The sequence below is a fragment of the Chondromyces apiculatus DSM 436 genome (genome assembly GCF_000601485.1).
Taxonomy (GTDB): Bacteria; Myxococcota_A; Polyangia; order Polyangiales; family Polyangiaceae; genus Chondromyces; species Chondromyces apiculatus.
Genome location: NZ_ASRX01000032.1, coordinates 68,273 through 85,445 on the forward strand (window position 1 = coordinate 68,273; position 17,173 = coordinate 85,445).

The 17,173-nt window shown below is 69.3% G+C and carries 8 protein-coding genes; 5 read left to right on the forward strand and 3 right to left on the reverse strand.

Features of this window, described 5'->3' with window-relative positions:
* The first annotated feature begins 147 nt into the window (after nucleotides 1-147).
* Nucleotides 148-3,609, forward strand: a complete 3,462-nt coding sequence (locus CAP_RS45180) for a beta-ketoacyl synthase N-terminal-like domain-containing protein (protein ID WP_052375608.1) — start codon at nucleotides 148-150, stop codon at nucleotides 3,607-3,609.
* Nucleotides 3,610-3,772: 163 nt separating this feature from the next.
* On the opposite strand, the gene CAP_RS21185 is transcribed toward CAP_RS45180, so the two are convergent.
* Nucleotides 3,773-5,035 (reverse strand): M16 family metallopeptidase, encoded by a 1,263-nt coding sequence (locus CAP_RS21185; RefSeq protein WP_081865115.1) that lies wholly within the window; start codon nucleotides 5,033-5,035, stop codon nucleotides 3,773-3,775.
* Nucleotides 5,036-5,581: 546 nt separating this feature from the next.
* Here CAP_RS21185 and CAP_RS21190 point away from each other — a divergent pair.
* The 3 genes from CAP_RS21190 (at nucleotide 5,582) to CAP_RS21195 (ending at nucleotide 9,472) form a co-directional block, all read left to right on the forward strand.
* Nucleotides 5,582-7,360 carry a serine/threonine-protein kinase gene (locus CAP_RS21190; RefSeq protein ID WP_156041004.1) on the forward strand — a complete coding sequence of 593 codons (1,779 nt, stop codon included), beginning with the start codon at nucleotides 5,582-5,584 and terminating at the stop codon, nucleotides 7,358-7,360.
* A gap of 39 nt (nucleotides 7,361-7,399) precedes the next feature.
* Nucleotides 7,400-7,528, forward strand: coding sequence for a hypothetical protein (locus tag CAP_RS55045; protein WP_269324515.1), 129 nt, complete (start codon nucleotides 7,400-7,402; stop codon nucleotides 7,526-7,528).
* Between the two features lie 291 nt (nucleotides 7,529-7,819).
* On the forward strand, nucleotides 7,820-9,472 hold the full coding sequence (locus CAP_RS21195; RefSeq protein ID WP_044243982.1) for a cyclic peptide export ABC transporter: 1,653 nt from the start codon (nucleotides 7,820-7,822) through the stop codon (nucleotides 9,470-9,472).
* A gap of 226 nt (nucleotides 9,473-9,698) precedes the next feature.
* Here the strand turns inward: CAP_RS21195 and CAP_RS21200 are convergent, their stop codons facing one another.
* The gene (locus CAP_RS21200; protein WP_231511601.1) at nucleotides 9,699-12,920 is read right to left on the reverse strand and encodes a TonB-dependent receptor; all 3,222 of its coding nucleotides are present in this window, start codon (nucleotides 12,918-12,920) and stop codon (nucleotides 9,699-9,701) included.
* Nucleotides 12,921-13,043: 123 nt separating this feature from the next.
* Here CAP_RS21200 and CAP_RS21205 point away from each other — a divergent pair, with 123 nt between their 5' ends.
* Nucleotides 13,044-15,068 (forward strand): bifunctional acetyl-CoA hydrolase/transferase family protein/GNAT family N-acetyltransferase, encoded by a 2,025-nt coding sequence (locus CAP_RS21205; protein ID WP_231511602.1) that lies wholly within the window; start codon nucleotides 13,044-13,046, stop codon nucleotides 15,066-15,068.
* A gap of 895 nt (nucleotides 15,069-15,963) precedes the next feature.
* Here CAP_RS21205 and CAP_RS21210 read toward each other — a convergent pair.
* Complete coding sequence (locus CAP_RS21210) at nucleotides 15,964-17,157, reverse strand: acyl-CoA dehydrogenase family protein (RefSeq protein WP_044244008.1); 1,194 nt, start codon at nucleotides 17,155-17,157, stop codon at nucleotides 15,964-15,966.
* Between the last annotated feature and the right edge of the window lie 16 nt (nucleotides 17,158-17,173).

Here is a 17,173-nt window from a genome sequence, read left to right on the forward strand (position 1 = left end):
CGGCAGGCCAGGCTGCGCCGATGGAGCACACCGCGCTGGCCGGCCCGGTGACGACACCCGCGCCGAGCGTGGAGGATCCACGAAGTCGACTCCGCGCCGCGATTGCACTGGCACAGAGCTACCTGTCGCCACAGAACGGAGCCTGAAGTGGCTGATGACCAGTTGATCCTCGAAGCGCTGCACACGATCCAGCGCTTGAACGAGAAGATCGCCTCGTACGAGGCGGGGCGCCGCGTGGAGCAGGACGTCGCGGTCGTCGGCATGTCCTGCCAGTTCCCGGGAGCGCCGAACCTGAAGGTGTTCTGGGACAGGCTCTGCGCCCGTTACGATGGGGTCACCCATTACCCGCCAGCACGTCTGGGCTTGCTCGGGCTCAACCCCGAGGAGCTGGGCACCGACGTCACCCGGATCTTCGGCGGCTACCTCGAAGGCATCGATCTCTTCGACGCGGAGCTCTTCGGCATCTCCCCGCGCGAGGCCAGGTGCATGGACCCTCAGCAGCGGCTCCTGCTGATGAACGTTCATCAGGCGCTCGTCGACGCGGAGCTGCTCGGCCGTCCTGATCTCAAGAACACGGGGGTGTTCATCTCGCACTACCCGAGCCAGTACATGCGGGCCGCGAGCCACTACGATCCGGACAATGCCCTGTTCCTCGTCACCGGGAACGCCCTGTCCATCTCGGCGAACCGCATCTCGTACCACTACGATCTGAGCGGGCCGAGCCTCGTCATCGATACGGCGTGCTCGTCGTCGCTGGTCGCGGTCGACATTGCCTGCCAGTACCTTGCGAAGAAGGTCATCGACCATGCCATCGTCGGTGGCATCAGCCTCAACCTGAACCCAGTCTTCACGAGGCTCTTGCAGGATTCGAGCATGCTGGCGCCCGACGGCAAGTGCAAGACGTTCGACACGAGCGCCAATGGCTATGTCCCTGGTGAGGGAGTCGGCGTCCTGGTGCTCTCGCGGCTATCGGACAGCCGCGCCAGGGGGGCGAAGGTCTACTCCGTCATTGCGGCGAGCTACGTGAACCAGGACGGCAAGAGCAACGGCCTCACCGCACCGAATGGTGTCGCTCAGGAGCAGGTCATCGCCAGGGCGTTCCAGCGAGCGAGCATCGCGCCGAGCCAGGTGCAGTACGTGGAGACCCACGGGACGGGGACCTACCTCGGTGATCCCGTCGAGATCGAGGCGCTCGGCAACGTGGTGAACCAGGGGCGAGCCCCGGGGCGTCCCTGCGTCCTCGGCTGCCTGAAGACGAACATCGGTCACCTGGAGCCAGCGGCCGGCATTGCCGGCTTGATCAAGGCCTCTCTCTGCATCCACCTCGGGAAGATTCCCGGAAACAACCACCTGACGACGGTAAACCCCCTCCTTCGCATGGAGCGCTCTTCGTTCGTCCTCCCCGACCGGACGCTCGACTGGACCGATCCCGAGAAGATCGCGGGCGTCAGCTCGTTCGGGTTCGGCGGCGTCAACGGCCACGTGGTGCTCAGGAGCCCGCCCGAGGACCTTCGGAAGGGGAGGGGAGACCTGCTGGCGACTTACCCCGTCCACCCATTCAACGCGAAGTCCTACTGGCTACAGCCCACGAACGGCGCGAAGAAACCCGACAAGAGCGGGGGGACCGGGGAGAAGCTCCTGGACTTCCAGGCCGTGGACGCGCCGCCGGACATCCTGCGCGTGCTCCTGCGGATCGAGGGGTGGAACCTGCTCGGCATCGGCGACACGGGCAACTTCCACATCGGCTTCTACATCGAGACGATCTACAGAATCTTCGCGGAGCGACTCCAGGCGAGGAGCATCCTCATTCATTCGATCGAATTCCTGCGCCTGCTCTACGTCTCCCGCCCGGTGAATACCCTGATTCAGGTTGCCGTGAGGGAGGGTGAACGGGGCGCCTACGAGTTCGACTTCTACTTCAGGTACGAGGCCGAGGGGTCCACGTGGGTACGGGCCGCGAAGGCCTCGGTCTCCCCTGCGAGCGGGGAGGACTGCGGCGCCGTCCCGCCCAGAGCGCTGGGGAGCGCGCCGATCACCTTGGACGAGGGGACGTTTTACGAGCGGTACACGGCGATGGGCTACCCGGGTATGGGCTTCGTACGGGTCGTACAATCGTCGGAGATCCATGCGGACGAGAGCTTCTCGACGTTGCGCTTGAGCTTCGATGCCAGTCGCTACGGCCTCGGCGTACACCCTGGGTTCCTGGACGCGGTGCTCCAGCCAGGGTTCTTGATGAAGGGGGCCTCGACTGGCGTCCTGCACATGACGACGGTGATGAGGGACATCTCGATTCGAGGCCCGCTGACCTCGAAGGAGCATTACGGGCTGTACACCAGGCTCTTGCCGAGCGCGGAGCCGAATCGCTTCGCGATGTCCTGGTCCGTGTATGACGCGAAGCAGGAGGTGGTCATCGCATGCCGGGAGACCACCCTGCAGAGCTTGACCCAGAACGAGAGCGCGCTGGAGTCGCTGGCCGCCTTCGACCCTGGTCGCGTCGAGCGCCTGACGCCCCGCCACCTCCTCGAGGAGATCGGGGCCTTGCTGGAGACCGATCCAGCCGAGATTCCTCTGGATCGTGAGCTTCTGGAGCTGGGGATGGACTCGCTCATGATCATGAAGCTGCAGTCGATCCTCGACCGGTTCAGCTTGCCTATCAACAACCTCTTCGAGGTCACGGTCCGGGATCTCCAGCGGCTCATCGTGAAGCACCACCCTTCGTGGGCGGAAGACGCACCTCCCGCAAGCCCAGGGCGCGAGCTGGTGAGCCCCTCGTTCGACAAGGACAGGTGGGTGCGGGGCCACGAAAAGCCCGGGGCGCGCGTCCGGCTTTACTGCTTCCCCTATGGCCATCTCTCCGCCTCGATGTTCCGGAACTGGGTCAAGACCTTTCCGGACCACATCGAGGTCAGGCCCATTGAGCTGCCGGGCCGCGGGGACCGGTTGAAGGAGCGCCCTCTGGAGCATCTCTCCGACATCGCGGAGCGCCTCACCGACATGACGCGCGATGATCTGCAGCGGCCTTATGCGATGCTCGGTCACAGCGCGGGCACGTTGCTCGCCTATGCCTGGTGCTCGCACCTGCAACGGCGAGGGCTGCCAGCCCCACAGGTCCTCTTCGCAGGGGCCTTCAGTGCGCCCTGCCTTCCTGCGAACCCGGTGGTCGTGGCGCTGAAGGAGACCTACCGCAACCACGGGATCTCGCACATCCCCACGCTGGACGAGATCCTGGACCCGCGTAACCACCGCTTCGTCGAGAGGGTGATCGACGCGCTGCTCGATTCGATGAACAGCGCCGGCCTGTTCTCCCTGACCCGGGATTTCATCCGCGCCCAGCTACATGCAATCGTTGCGACGTTCCGCACCGTCGAGACGTTCGATCCGGGCCAGGTCTCTCCGCTTCACATTCCCATCGTCGCGCTTCATGGAAGACAGGACGCTCAGGTCTCGGAGGGTGACATGCGGGCGTGGGAGCGCTTGACGACGCGAGCGTTCCTCTACCAGGAGTTCGCGGGCAACCACTCGTTCATCAATGCCGAACAGAACGAGGGCGAAGTCATGGCCCATGTCGTCGGGACCTTGAGCGCGCTCTCGCTGGGGGCGAGAGGGTGAGACCAGCCTTCTGGTCACGGCGCCCCTCCCGACCGGCGTGACCCTCCCCTTCAACTGAACCCGGGGCCCGCATCCGCGGGCCCTTTCAACACGGTCAGGACTCCACGTCGTGAGTCCCTTCAGCGGGTCGAGCCGCCAGGGCTCAGCTCGGCATATGCAGGACTCAGCGGATGGTTCCGCCCGCGATCACCGCCGCGGAGTACTTCGCATCGAAGAGCGCGGCGGCCTCGTCGAACTGCGCCTTGGAGATCGCGTCGAGCGCCTGGATGGAGGGCGCTCCCTCGAGCTGCGCCCTCCGCGCCCGGACGGTCGCGAACGCGCGCACGTCCTTCGCACAGACCGCCGGATCAAGGCTCTGCGGATCGAGAAAGAGCCGCGACCTCTCCTTGGCTTTCGCGGTGTCCTCGGCTCCAGGCGGCTGCGCGAGGATCGTGGCCACCTCGGTGCGCATCCGCGCCGCGGCGGGCTCCGGCTGCTCCGTCGGCCCGACGGGCCCCGTGATGAAGAGCAGCTCGGGGCGCCTGACCGGGTCATAGCGTGCCTCCCACGTGCGGGTCTGCGAGGGCTCGCCCGAGAGCCGCGCGGCGAGCACCAGGAAGGCGGGGTAGAGCGGATCGGACAGCGCCGGCGCGGGGACGACGATGGCGACGGCGGTGGGCGCGTCGCCCATCACCAAGGTCCCTCGGACGGTGGCGTCCGCCGCTTCGCGCGGCGCGGGCGGCGTCCCGGCCGGGAGGGGCCCGAAGGCCGCCTCGACACGCGCGCGGGACTTCTCCGCGTCGAAGCGCCCCGCCACGACGAGGCGCGCATTGCCCGCCGTCATGTGCGCCTGCCAGAAGGCCTGCAGCTCGGCGAGCGTGATCGCCTCCACCTCGGCGGCGATCCCGAGCCGCTTCCCGTTGCCGCGCGTCGGCCGCAGGGCCTCCTCGGCCAGGCTCATCGCCGTCGCCGCGGCGTCGGCCCCTTGCAGCTTCGCCAGCTCTTCGAGCAGGCGTGCCCGCTCGCGCCCCAGGTCGGCCTCGGTCGGCGTGGCCCGTGACATCCACGCCGCCACCTCGTCCAGCTCTTCGAGGAGCTGGTCGCCCTGCGCCACGACGGAGTACAGCGTGTGGTCGTCGCCGACCTCGACCACGCGTGGGGACCGCCCCGCCGCGCCCGACGTCGCCAGCACGCGCCCCGCGAGCTGCGCCATGCCCGACCGCCCCGGCGGGTCGTGATCGATCCCCAGCCGCACGAGGACGACGAGCGCCGCCGAGTCGCTGCAAGGCCCGGCCACGAGGTCGACCTGCAGCCCGTTCTGCAGCCTGGAGGACCGCTCCGTCAGGACCTCGGCGCGCCCCTTGTCGCCGCCGGAGCACTTGCACGAGGCCCCCGTGCCCACCAGCGCGGCCAGGCAAAGCAGCACCCCAAACGATCTCGACCTCATCGGGCGCGGATTCTCGCGCGCACATGGCAGGGCTGTCCACTGAGCAACGAGCCTCACGCCTCACCCTCGCCAGCAGGCTGCGGGCCCAGCCCTGCACCTGCAGCCGCCCGATCCGCGCCTGGGCCACCGCCGTGACAGGGGGCCGCGGACGCGACACACACCTCCCAGTCCATGCGGAAGGGGTGCCAGGGCCAGGACCACGCGCGCTCGTCCCAGGTGCTTGCGTCCGAAAGCTCGTCCGGGGACCTGCGCGTCGTCAGCCAGGCACAGGGGAGGGGACCCTCGGTGTGCTTGCCACGCGCGTAGGCCCCCGGGGGCCGAACGGTCGTGACGCGATCGACGCGCCGATCCACGGCACCGACGCATGGCGATCCTCTCCGTCGTGGTGATGCGGCAGTCGGCTGAAATCGGCGGTGGGTGCGACGACCGCATGCGCGCTGTCCACCACGAGGGCGTCGAGGTGAATGGGCGCGAGAAGGAACGAGCGCCGCAGAAGGCTGGATCGGCGCGTCGTCCGCGCGGGCTCGGTGCTGCTAGTCTCTGTCCATGCCGCTCCCTGGCAGTGTAGGCACGGCCCTGTCCCGCGACGCCTCCAGCGGCCCCGTCTGGATGGTGCGCACGGGGCGCGAAGCTGCAGCGCTCGCGCTCGATCACGACGGCCTGCTCGACAGCGAGAGCGTGTTCCTGGAAGACGTCCACGCTCCGGACGCCGACGCCTTCTCGAAGCGCGCGGCGACGTTTCTGCGCGACCACGACCACGACGCCTTGCCGCGGTTCTTCGACGCGTGGACCGCGCGCGATCGCACCATCCACCGGTTCTCGCCGCAGAGCGGCTGGAATGGCCCGATCCGCCACATCCTCACCCACCGCACCGCTGGCGTCGACGGCCGGAAGTACCTGGAGCAGCACCGCGCGCGCGGCGCCGGGTTGCCGCCTGCCGTCGCGCTGCGCATCGTCGAGCGCCTGGCCGACGCATGCCGGCTGGCCCACGCTGCCGGCGTCGGGCACGGCGGCATCTTGGCCCCGTCGGTCCGCGTGCGCCCCGACGGCAGGCCCGTGCTGGAGTTCTGGGGGGGCGGGCGGAGCATGGTCGGCAACCTGGGCCGCGATCATGAGCACCTCTGGGCCGGCGTGCGTGACCTGCTCCGCGCCGCGTCGCCGAGCAGCTCACCCGCGGGGGACGTGTTCGCGCTCGGCTCGCTGCTGTCGCTCCTGGTCACCGGCGCGCCGGCCCACCAGCTCGGCGCCAGCCGACAGCAGTACTGGTCGCCTTCCTCGCGCGCAGAAGGCTTCGCCTGGCTCGACGACGTGGTCGGCCGCGCCTGCGATCCCGGGCGGGGATTCGGGATGGACGCGGGCGCGCTCCGCGAGGCGCTGGCGTCGCTGCTGGACGAGCGCAGGCCATCCCCCGGGCGGGTGCGCGCCGACCTGCAGGGTGGCGATCTGAGCACCTTCGCCGAGCTCGTCGCCTGCGCGGACGCGCCGAGCGCAGGCCCGCTCGCGGGGGAGGCGGGCGAGGCCGTCGCGCGCCACGTGCTCGGCGCCCTCGCGCGGGAGAGGCCGGTGCCCCTGTTCGCCGAGCTGGTGCTCGCCGTGTGCCCCGAGGCCCGGCCGCTGGTGCGCGCCTTCGCCCTCGACCGGAGCCGGAGCGCGTGGGCCCGCGACGTCGCGCTCACGCTCCTCGCCCTCAGCGACGACGCCCAGGCGCTCGACGTCGCGCTGACCCTGGACGCCGACATCCCGGGCTCGCTGACGCGGGTGGGCTGGTCCGCGCGGCCGCAGCTCGTCACCCTCGGCGGCGCGGTGTGCCCGCATGCGTGGAGCTCGCTGCGGGGCGAGCCCACCTCCGACGAGCACGGCGCCTTGCGGCGCGAGTGCCCCGCGTGCGGCGTCGTGGTCACCGCGCGATCCTCTCTGGGAATGCGATGGCCATGGCCGCCCCTCTTCGCCTCCACCTCCGACCCCGAGGGCCCGCGGCTGTCGGTGGTCTCGGCTCACGGCGTGATCGAGAGCGACCTCCCCCCCGGCGTGCCGCACTACATCGGCTCGGAGCCGAGCTGCTCGCTCCACGTCAAGCCGCTCGCGCCGCTCGCGCCGCTCGACCCGGCCGATCACGCGGCCTTCTACGCGATGGACGCCTCGCGCATCGCCTTCACGGTGGGTGGAAGGACCCCTGACGGGACCGAGCTGCGCGGCGCGGTGCTGGACACGAGGCGCGCCGACGAGACGCTGCGCATCGGTCCGCTCCTGTTCGTGGCGACCGCGCCCGGGCAGGTGATGGTCCGCGCCGACGATGGCGTCCAGGTCACGGTGCGCGGAGCGTAGGCAGGGGCGCCGGCACCTGAGCCGGGCCTTGGCGAGCTGTTGCTGGCGCCCTACCAGAAGACGCGCGTGTCCCGTTCGGCCATTGCCCTGAATGGCATCAAGACCCGGCGCCGCAATGCGCAGGCCGCCAGCGAGGCGGACGAGACGCAGGCTGCGACGCCCGCCTGAACGCGCCCTGCGCGGCCGCCCCTCGTCCCGGTCGCGGGGCCTCTCTTCGCGGGAGGCAGGACGTGTCCCCGCCTCGGCGTGGGGTGGACGTCGGCGGCGGGAGCGAGGCAACTTTACGCACCTCGTGGGATCGACTACTGACCGAGAAGCTGTGCACCGCGAAGCGTCGTGATACTGCGCTCAGCCCCTACCATCACGTGTCGTCCCGTCCGAGCGAACAAAAGTCGGGGCGAACAAAAGTCGGGAAATGCTGATGATGGTCCGATCTCCCTCCGGCGCGCTGGGGCCTGAATGACGCTCTGGGAGCTGATTCGCAGAGAGTCCAGCGGGGAGGGCCGTTCGCTCATCGCCTCGGCGACCCTGGCGGGAGGGGCGAACGCGCTCGGCATCGCGCTGATCAACGCTGCCGCCACCGAGGGAGGCGAGAAGGTGCGATCGTTCATCCTGATCGCGCTCTGCGTCTTGCTGTACATCGTCTGCTCGCGGCGCACGTACCACCGCACCACGGCGATCATCGAGCAGGCGCTCAAGAAGATCAAACTGCGGGTCATCGACAAGATCGAACGCGCAGATCTCCAGGGAATCGAGCGGCTCGGGACGTCGGAGATCTACGACCGCATCACGGAGAACATGTCGGTCGTCTCGGACTCCGCCGGGATCACCGCGAACTTTCTCCAGTCGCTGTGCATCCTCGCGTGTGCCTCGATCTACATCCTCTCCCTGTCACCGCCGGCCTTCATGCTCCTGATGCTGCTGAATGGCGTGGGCATGATGCGGTACTTCGCGCGGAACACCGAGATCGGCGAGCACCTCAGAGAGGTGGCCAGGAAGCGCGTCACGTTCTTCGACCAGATCACCGACATGCTGAAAGGCGTCAAGGAGATGCGGTTGAGCCGGAGGCGCGCCCAGGATGTTCGCCAAGACATCTCGGTCACCACCGAGGAGCTGCGCTCGGCCACGGTCAACGCCAACAATCTCTTCAATGACAACTTGATCCTCGCGCAGTGCGTGCTGTTCGTGCTGCTGATCACGATGGTGTTTGTCCTGCCCCAGCACGTGTCCATCGACAGCGTGAAGGTGACGACGCTCGTCGGAGCGGTGCTGTTCTTCTGGTCTCCCCTCGGCGGCGCGGTGGGGGGCATGCCTGCGTACAAGCGGTCGAACATGGCGCTGGCGAACATCGAAGCGCTGGAGGAGAAGCTCGAACGCGCCGCGCGCGGCGTCGTTCCACCGGAGAAGGCGGAGGATCCCTGGAAGGGCGAGTTCTCGACGATCGAGATGGACGACGTCAGGTTTGCCTATGCCACCGAGGCGGATGAGCACGCCTTCCAGATCGGGCCGATGAACCTGTCCATCACCAGGGGCGAGGTGGTCTTCGTCGTCGGCGGCAACGGTAGCGGCAAATCGACCTTCATGAAGGTGCTGATGGGGCTCTACCCGGTGACGAGCGGCACCCTGTGCCTGGATGGGACGCAGATACGGGCCGAGAACGTCGCGTCCTACCGCGAGATGTTCTCCGTCATCTTCGCGGACTTCCACCTCTTCTCCAAGCTCTACGGCGTGCTCGACGCTGACGAGCAGCTCGTGCAGCGCCTCCTCAAGCAGATGCAGATCGCCGACAAGACGTCCTATGTCGACGCGCGCTTCACCACGCGCTCCCTGTCGACGGGTCAGCGCAAGCGGCTGGCGATGATCGTGTCCCTGCTGGAGGACCGGCCCATCTGCGTGTTCGACGAGTGGGCAGCCGACCAGGATCCCGAGTTCCGCCGGTACTTCTACGACGAGCTCATTCCGTCGCTCAAGGCGCGCGGGAAGACTGTCATCGCCGTGACGCACGACGATCGCTACTTCCACTACGCAGACCGGGTGGTGACGCTCGAATACGGGCAGGTGAAGTCCATCGAGGAGCACGCCACCCGGTCGAAGGCCGCCCCGGTCGGCTGAGCCGTCGCCGGGATCGCCATGACCCCAGGGAAGACGCAGATGCCGCACGCGCAGGCGCCGGACGCGGAACCCGCCCATCGCCTGCTCCGCTGGGGGGGGCGAAGCTCGATGCCGCACCGGCCGAGGCTGCATAGGACGGGGAAGCGTGGGGGCCGATGGGCCCCAGGGGGTAGCGACCATCGGGAGCGCAGTGGCCGACAGGCCCCTGAGCCAGGGTACGCAGTACCTAAAAGGTGACGCGGGCGCCGAAGCGCCAGGTGCGTGGCTGCTGGTAGGCGGTCGGGTTGCCGAAGTTCGGGTTCTTGTCGTTCGGATCGAAGGGGGCGCCGTTCAGGTAGCGGACGCATTGATCGACGTTGTCGGGGCCGTCGTTTTCGCCGGTGCAGGGGAGCACGTTCGCGAGCGTGTAGCTGTTGTCCGTCGCGATGGCCGCCTGGAAGTTCATGATGTTGAAGACGTCGACGGCGAGCAGGAGGTCGCTGTCCTTCGCGAGCCGGAACCCGTAGCCGAGGTGGCCGTCGAGGCTGTGGTTCCAGGGGAGCCGCTCGCCGCTGCCGCGCGGCAAGAGGAACACCTCGTTCGCGCCGTACCGGGACTGCGTGCCGAGGAAGTTCGTCGGGCTGCCCGACTGGGTGCGGGCGGTGAGGCCGAGATCGAGCAGCATGCCGCCCGGGATCTCGAAGGTCTTCGCGCCGAAGATCTTGATCTCGTGGGTGCGGTCGCCGGGGAGCGGCCCGGTGCGGTTCACGAGGAGCGACGTCACGTCGAAGTCCGTGTTCATGTTGGGATCGAGCTGACCCGTCTCCGGGCGGAAGAGGCCGGAGTAGTTGCCGCGCAGGTACGAGACCGTGTAGCTCACCTGGGCGAGCCACAGGTTGGTGAAGGCCTTCTGGAAGAAGACGGTCACCGCGTCGTAGTCGCGCGTGGCCTCGGGGACGTCGGCGGTGAAGCCTCGGCCGGGGTTGCCGACGAAGAAGGTGCCCCCCTCGTCGACGCTCATGGTCTCGATGATGGCGTTGAGCCAGCGCTTCGTGTAGGTCAGGCCCACGCGGCCGCTGTCGACGACCTCGAGCTCGCCGCCGAGGACCAGCTCGTCCGAGGACTGGGGGCTCAGGTCGGGGTCCACCACCGCCCTGTTGGCGTTGAACGGGAACGAGTACTGGTTCGGGTCGTACGGGGCGCCGATGGGGAGCCGGGTCGAGGGGTCGAGGCACCCCTCGGCGGTCGACGGATCGCGCGGATCGCAGGCTGAGGCGGGGCGAATCGAGATGAGGCTCTGCTCCCTGCCGAAGAGGCGATCGACGATGTTGAGCGGGACGCTCTCGTAGTAGCGTGCGTAGCTGGCGAAGAGCTTCGAGCGGCCCTCCTGGGTGACGTCGTAGATGACGCCCAGGCGCGGAGACCACTGGTTCGCCAGCACCATGCCGATCTCGCCGTCGTTGGCGATCAGGACCTGGGCGTCGTAGCGGACCCCGAGGTTGAGGGTCACCTTGTCGAGGATGCTCCAGCTGTCCTGCACGAAGCCCCCGACGGTGGTCGACAGCGACGTCACGTCGTACGCATCGACGATGTGGTAGTCGTCCGGCCGAGGGCCGCTCAGGAAGCCGAACACCCCGCTGTCCACGAAGGCCGTGCCGTCGACGCTCTCGATGAGGAGCTGTCGCCCGCTCAAGGTTTTGAGGTTCTGGTACGTCATCAGCTCGCCGTCGATGCCGGCCTTGACCACGTGGTGGCCGAGCCCCTCGAAGAGGGCGGTGACGACGCTCTTGAGCTGGAGGCGATCGAGGGTGGACTCCTTGAGGAAGTTCGGGCCCCCCGCGTAGTAGAGCTGCACGGGGCAGGGGACGCGGACGTCGTCGAGCGCGCCGTCTTGGTCCAGATCGGTCGCGGCGGGCTGCAGGGCGCACCTCGCGGCCTGGTCCGCCGGGAGCCGCTCGAAGTCGGTGATCGAGTGGTAGGGGCCGATGCGGCGGTAGACGACGGCGCGGGTGCCGGCGTAGCCGCGCTGCGTGCCGGGCCTGCTGCCGTCGGAGGGCAGGATGTCCTGATCCTGGTGGTGCCAGCCGAGTGTGGTGTCGATGAGCAGCCGCTTGTTGTCGAACGCCGTGGACCACTTCAGCGCGACGTCGAGCGCGGTGGCGACATACTTGTGGGCGGAGTTCGAATAGGTGCTGGAGAGGTTCAAGCCGGGGCGCCCCTCGACCGCGTCGCTCGCTGGCGCGATGCCGAAGGTGCCGTCGCCGCCGGAGACGCTCGGCGCGCCGTACACGCTCAGGGTCAGGCTGTTGTCCTGGTTGACCTGGTAGGTGAGTTTGCCGATGAACTGGACGCTCAGCGCCTCGGCGCGGTAGCGCTGCGTGGTGCCCGGGATGCGGTCGGTGAGGGTGAAGCCGTTCTCGTCGGTGAGGGGCTGATCGTTCTCGTCGAAGCCGCGGATGCTGTTCAGGTTGCGCTCCAGCTCGCGGCTCGTGAACGCGAGGTCGACGCCGGCAAAGAACCAGAGCTTCTCCTTGACGATAGGGCCGCCGAGTTCGAAGCCGTAGTCGCGGATGGAGGAGAGGCGGTGGTCGGTGGAGACGGTCGAGCCCTCGCTCTTCACGGGCCTGGCCTGGCCTGCGAACACGCCGGGGGTCAGGTTGAAAAAGACGGAGCCCTGGAACTCGTCGCCGCCGCTCTTGGTCACCACGTCGAGGACGCCGCCGGTGGACCTGCCGAACTCGGGCATGTATCCGCCGCTGATGACGTTGATTCCCTTGATGAACTCGATGGTGAGGGGCGTGCCGACGACGCCGTAGGCCGGGTCGTTCACCGACAGGCCGTCGATCACGTACTGGTTCTCCGGCGACGTGGCGCCGTTGACCGACGTGCCGTAGGTGTCGGCGCGGGCGCCGGGCGCGACCTCGGCGACCGCCTCGAAGGAGCGCTGCGCGCCGCCCTTCGAGGAGGGCGGCGCGACGGCGAGCCGGCGCATGAAGTCCTGGTTGATGTTCTGGCCGGTGGAGCTCGATCCGACGTCGACCGTCGGCGCGCGCCCGATGACGACGATCGGGTCTCCCGAGTCCAGGACCGTGGGCAACAGCTCCACGTTGACGCGGATCGTGGTGCTGGTGCGGAGGGCGATCCCGCCGCGCGCGTAGGGCCTGAAGCTCTCCCGATCGAAGCGGAGCGTGTAGTTGCCGGGCGGGAGGTTGGGGATGCGGTACTGGCCGGAGCCGTCGGTCACCACGATCTGCTCGCCCTGCAGCTCCGGGGCGGTGGCGGTGACGGCGACGTCAGCGATCGGGGCGCGGGTCGAGGCGTCGACGACGCGGCCGATGAGGACCGAGTTCCCCTGCGCGAACGCGGGGAAGGCGACGAGGAACACGGCGGCGACCACGAGGAGCGCCACCCCGAGGCCTCGCAGCGTGTGCGACAGCCTGGTTCGCGTGTCGGTGACGTGCAGGTTCACGAGCCCCCTTCAGATGCGTGCTGCGCGGCGCGGCGACCCTAGCATGGGTGCAGCGCCAGCATTCCCACGATCAATAACAACATCACCTGTTGCAACAACAAGACCTTCGAGCCGAAGTACCAGATGCGCGCGACAAGCAAGCTTGCGGGCCCCGTCGGTCGCGCCGCACCAGAACTCCAGCCGGGTATTGACGTCGCGTACGACGGCGCGGGGGCGCTCATGTCGAGACAGCGCTGGCGCTCCACGCCGCCGGGCGATTACCTGTACCTCACCGGCATGGATCTGAAGCTCGACTGGACCCAACGTTACGCGCACAAGGTCTGCACCGCGGCCGAGGCGATCCACACCATCCAGCGGGGCCGCCGCATCCTCATCGGCTCGGGCGCGGCGGAGCCCACCGTGCTCGTGGACGCGATGGTCGTCGCTGGCGAGCACCTCGCGGACAACGAGATCGTCCACCTCATGACCGAGGGCCCCGCGCCGTACGTGCGCCCCGGGCTCGAAGGCCGCTTCCGGCACACCGCCTTCTTCATCGGCGAGAACGTTCGTGACGCGATCCACGAGGGCCGCGCCGACTTCATGCCCGTCTTCCTCTCGGACATCCCGCGGCTCATCGTCGAGCGGCGGGTGCGCATCGACGTGGCCCTCATCCAGGTGAGCCCGCCGGACGCCCATGGCTTCGTGAGCCTCGGCGTCTCCGTCGACATCGTGCGCGCCGCCGTGGACTCTGCCGGGCTCGTGCTGGCCGAGGTCAACCCCCGCATGCCGCGCACCCACGGAGACTCGTTCCTCCACGTGGATCGCATCGCCCACCTCGTGCCGGTCGACTACGCGCTGCCGGAGCGGATCCCCGAGCCGCTCGACGCGATCGACGAGGCGATCGGCAAGCACGTCGCCACCCTCGTCCCCGACGGCGCCACCCTCCAGACCGGCATCGGCAGGATCTCGCACGCGGTCCTCGCCGCGCTCCGCGACCGCAGCGACCTCGGCGTCCACACCGAGATGCTCTCCGACGGGGTGATGGATCTCGTCCAGCGCGGGGTGATCACCGGCCGGGCGAAGACGCTCCTCCCCCAGAAGATCGTCACCTCGTTCCTGCTCGGCAGCCGAGAGCTCTACGCGTGGGCGCACGACAACCCGGCCCTGGAGATGCGCTCCTCGGCGTTCACCAACGACCCGTTCACCATCGCGCGCCACGACCGGATGATCGCCCTGAACTCCGCGCTCGCCGTGGATCTCACCGGCCAGGTCGCGTCGGACACGCTGTCGGGGAAGTTCTTCTCCGGGATAGGCGGCCAGGTGGACTTCATCCGCGGCGCGGCGCGGAGCCGCGGCGGAAAGCCGATCATCGCGCTCCGCTCCACGGCGAAGCGCGGCACCGTGAGCCGGATCCGCCCGGCGCTCGAAGAGGGCGCAGGCGTGGTCACCAGCCGCGGCGACGTGCGCTACGTGGTCACGGAGCACGGCATCGCTGACCTCTGGGGCCGCAACATCCGCGAGCGCGCGCTCGCCCTCGTCGAGATCGCGCACCCCGACCACCGCGCCGCCCTGCTCGACGCCGCGAAGCAGCGCCGCTACGTGTTCCCGGACCAGGTGGTCCCGCGCGCCGTGTCGCCCATCTCCGAGGCGCACCTCGCGCGCCTGCGCTCGGGAGAGGCGCTGCTGCTCCGCCCCGTGCGCCTCTCGGACGAGGGCGCGCTGCAGGACCTCCTCTACCACCTCTCCGACGAGAGCATCTACAGGCGCTTCCTCGGCTTCAAGCGCGCCCACCCCCACGAGGAGATGCAGCGCCTCGTGAACCTCGACGACGAGCTGAGCATGGGCATCGTCGCCTGCGCGCGCGAGGAGGACCGGGAGACCATCCTGGCCATGGCCCGCTACGACGTCGACCCCAAGGACAACCTCGGCGACTTCGCGGTCGTCGTCCGCGACGAGGCGCAGCGCAAGGGCGTCGGCACGGCGCTGCTCCGGCGCCTCATCGAGATCGCGAAGGCCCGCGGCGTCGCCGGGTTCAAGGCCGACGTGCTGATGGAGAACAAGGCGATGATGTCCGTCTTCCAGCGCAGCGGGTTGCAGCTCGTGGTGACCCCGGAGGGGACCGGCGTGTACCACGTCGTCGCCCGCTTCGCGCCGCCCGGGAAGCCGTGAGCCGCATGGGCTTTCGGTTTCACGGATGTTCCCATCGAGGTGGGGGCGACATGGCGGCGCCCCGTGACGATGCACTGTCCGGGCTCTGCCCCGGTGAGTCGCGTCGGCGTCGGCGCGGGGTCGCGACCTTCCGCACCATCGTCGCCCCCTGACCCTTCCCGCGCATCCCCTGCGCAGCAGGTTGCCCATCCTGGTGCTCCCGCGCGGGGAGGCTCCTCTGGACACGCCGCAACCCTGTCGCCCCCACGCGCCGTGGTTCCGTCGCCCGGTCAGGCTGGGGCCTCCCCCGGTGGAAAGGGTGTCGTCGGAGACCGCCCGCACCTCTTCCCGGCGGGGAGAGGCTCTGCCGGCGCCCGCCGTACCCTTTCCCCGGCGGGGAGAGGCTCTGTCGGCGCCCGCCGTACCCTTTCCCCGGCGGGGAGGGGTGCGGGCGGTCTCCGACGACACCCTTTCCCCGGCGGGAAGGGTGCGGCAGGCGTCCGCCGACGGGCGTTCTTCCACGGCGGAAAGGGTGGGGGCGGGCGCCGACCGCGCCTCTGCCGCGGGGGACATGGGTGACGGGGACCGGCGTACCTCCTTCCGCCTCCGGAACAGGTGGGAGGACGCTCCCACCGCAGGGCTCCCGGTGCGGGAAGGCGCGGGGGGATGAACCCGACGTACCTTCTCCCGCGGCGGACATGCCAGTGTCGGAAACCGACAGCACCTCTTCCCGGGTGGCGGAGAAAAGTTCGGGATCCGCTTCCACCCTTTCCGTCGGTCGACGTGGCGGCCTCGGCTCCCGGCGCAGCCTGCGCGGGTGGCGCCGTCAGGGCTGCGGACATCGACAGCCTCTCTCCAGGCGGGGGAGGGGCTCGTCGGTGGGCCGCACGACATCTGCGCGAGGTGGACCGGAGGCTCAGGCAGAGCGCTCTTCGGCGTGGTCCCGGAGCAGCTCCCGCGCGATCACCACCCGCTGGATCTCGTTCGTCCCCTCGTAGATGCGCGTCACCCGGCAGTCGCGGTACAGCCGCTCGATCCGGTACTCCCGCGAGTACCCGTAGCCGCCGTGGAGCTGGAGCATGGCGTCGACCACGCGCCCGCAGGCCTCCGATGCGACCACCTTGGCCATGCTCGACTCCATCCGCGCGCGCTCACCGCGGTCGAGGAGCAGCGCCGCGCGCAGCGTCAGGAGCCAGGCGGCGTCGAGATCCATCCGGCAGTTCGCGGCCACGAACTGCGAGTTCTGGAAGTCGAGCACCCGCTCCCCGAAGGCCCGGCGCTCCGCCGCATAGGAGAGGCCCTCGACCATGGCGGCCTCGGCGATGCCGAGGCACTGCGCGGCGATGCCGATGCGGCCGGCGCCGAGCGCGCCGAGGGCGAGGCCGTAGCCTGAGCCCGGGGCGCCGATGAGGTTCTCCCGGGGGATGCGGCAGTCCTCGAAGTGGAGGGCCACGGTCCCCGAGGAGCGCAGGCCCATCTTGTCCTCCTCGGCGCCGACGGTGAGGCCCGGGGTGCCGCGCTCGACCACGAAACAGCCGATGCCGCGGGCTCCGCCCTGGGGCTCGGTCCGGGCGAAGACGAGGTGGATGCCCGCGTGGGCGCCGCTGGTGATCCACATCTTCGAGCCGGTGAGGACCCAGGCATCGCCGTCGAGGCGCGCGCTCGTGCGGAGGGTCGCGGCGTCCGAGCCGCCCTGGGGCTCGGTGAGGGCGAAGCTCGCGGGCCCCAGCGCTCCTCGCGCATACGGCCTGAGCCAGCGCTCCCGCTGCGCCTCGGTGCCGTGATCGGCGAGGATCTTCGTGGCCAGGTTGCTCGAAGCGAGGATGACCGCCGTCGACGCGCACGCCTCGGCGATGGCCGCCATGGCCAGCACGTAGCCGACGTTGTCCGCTCCGGAGCCACCGTCCTCCTCGGGCACCTTCATCGCGAGGAGGCCCATCTCCGCGAGTTCGGGGAGGAGTTCCGAGGGAAAGACTGCGGTCTTGTCCCGCTCGGCAGCCCCCGATGCGACCCGCTCGCGCGCGAAGGTGCGGGCGGACTCCCAGAGGAGCCGGTGCTCGTCGGTGAGGGCGAGGGCGAGGGAGTTCAGACGATCGGGGGACTGGAGCATGCCGCGCACGGTGCCA

Excerpts from the sequence above, each read along its gene's own strand:
- CAP_RS21210 (WP_044244008.1), bottom strand. The coding sequence starts at position 17,157 with ATGCTCCAGTCCCCCGATCGTCTGAACTCCCTCGCCCTCGCCCTCACC.
- CAP_RS21205 (WP_231511602.1), top strand. The coding sequence starts at position 13,044 with ATGCGCGCGACAAGCAAGCTTGCGGGCCCCGTCGGTCGCGCCGCACCA.
- CAP_RS21190 (WP_156041004.1), top strand. The coding sequence starts at position 5,582 with ATGCCGCTCCCTGGCAGTGTAGGCACGGCCCTGTCCCGCGACGCCTCC.
- CAP_RS21185 (WP_081865115.1), bottom strand. The coding sequence starts at position 5,035 with ATGAGGTCGAGATCGTTTGGGGTGCTGCTTTGCCTGGCCGCGCTGGTG.
- CAP_RS21195 (WP_044243982.1), top strand. The coding sequence starts at position 7,820 with ATGACGCTCTGGGAGCTGATTCGCAGAGAGTCCAGCGGGGAGGGCCGT.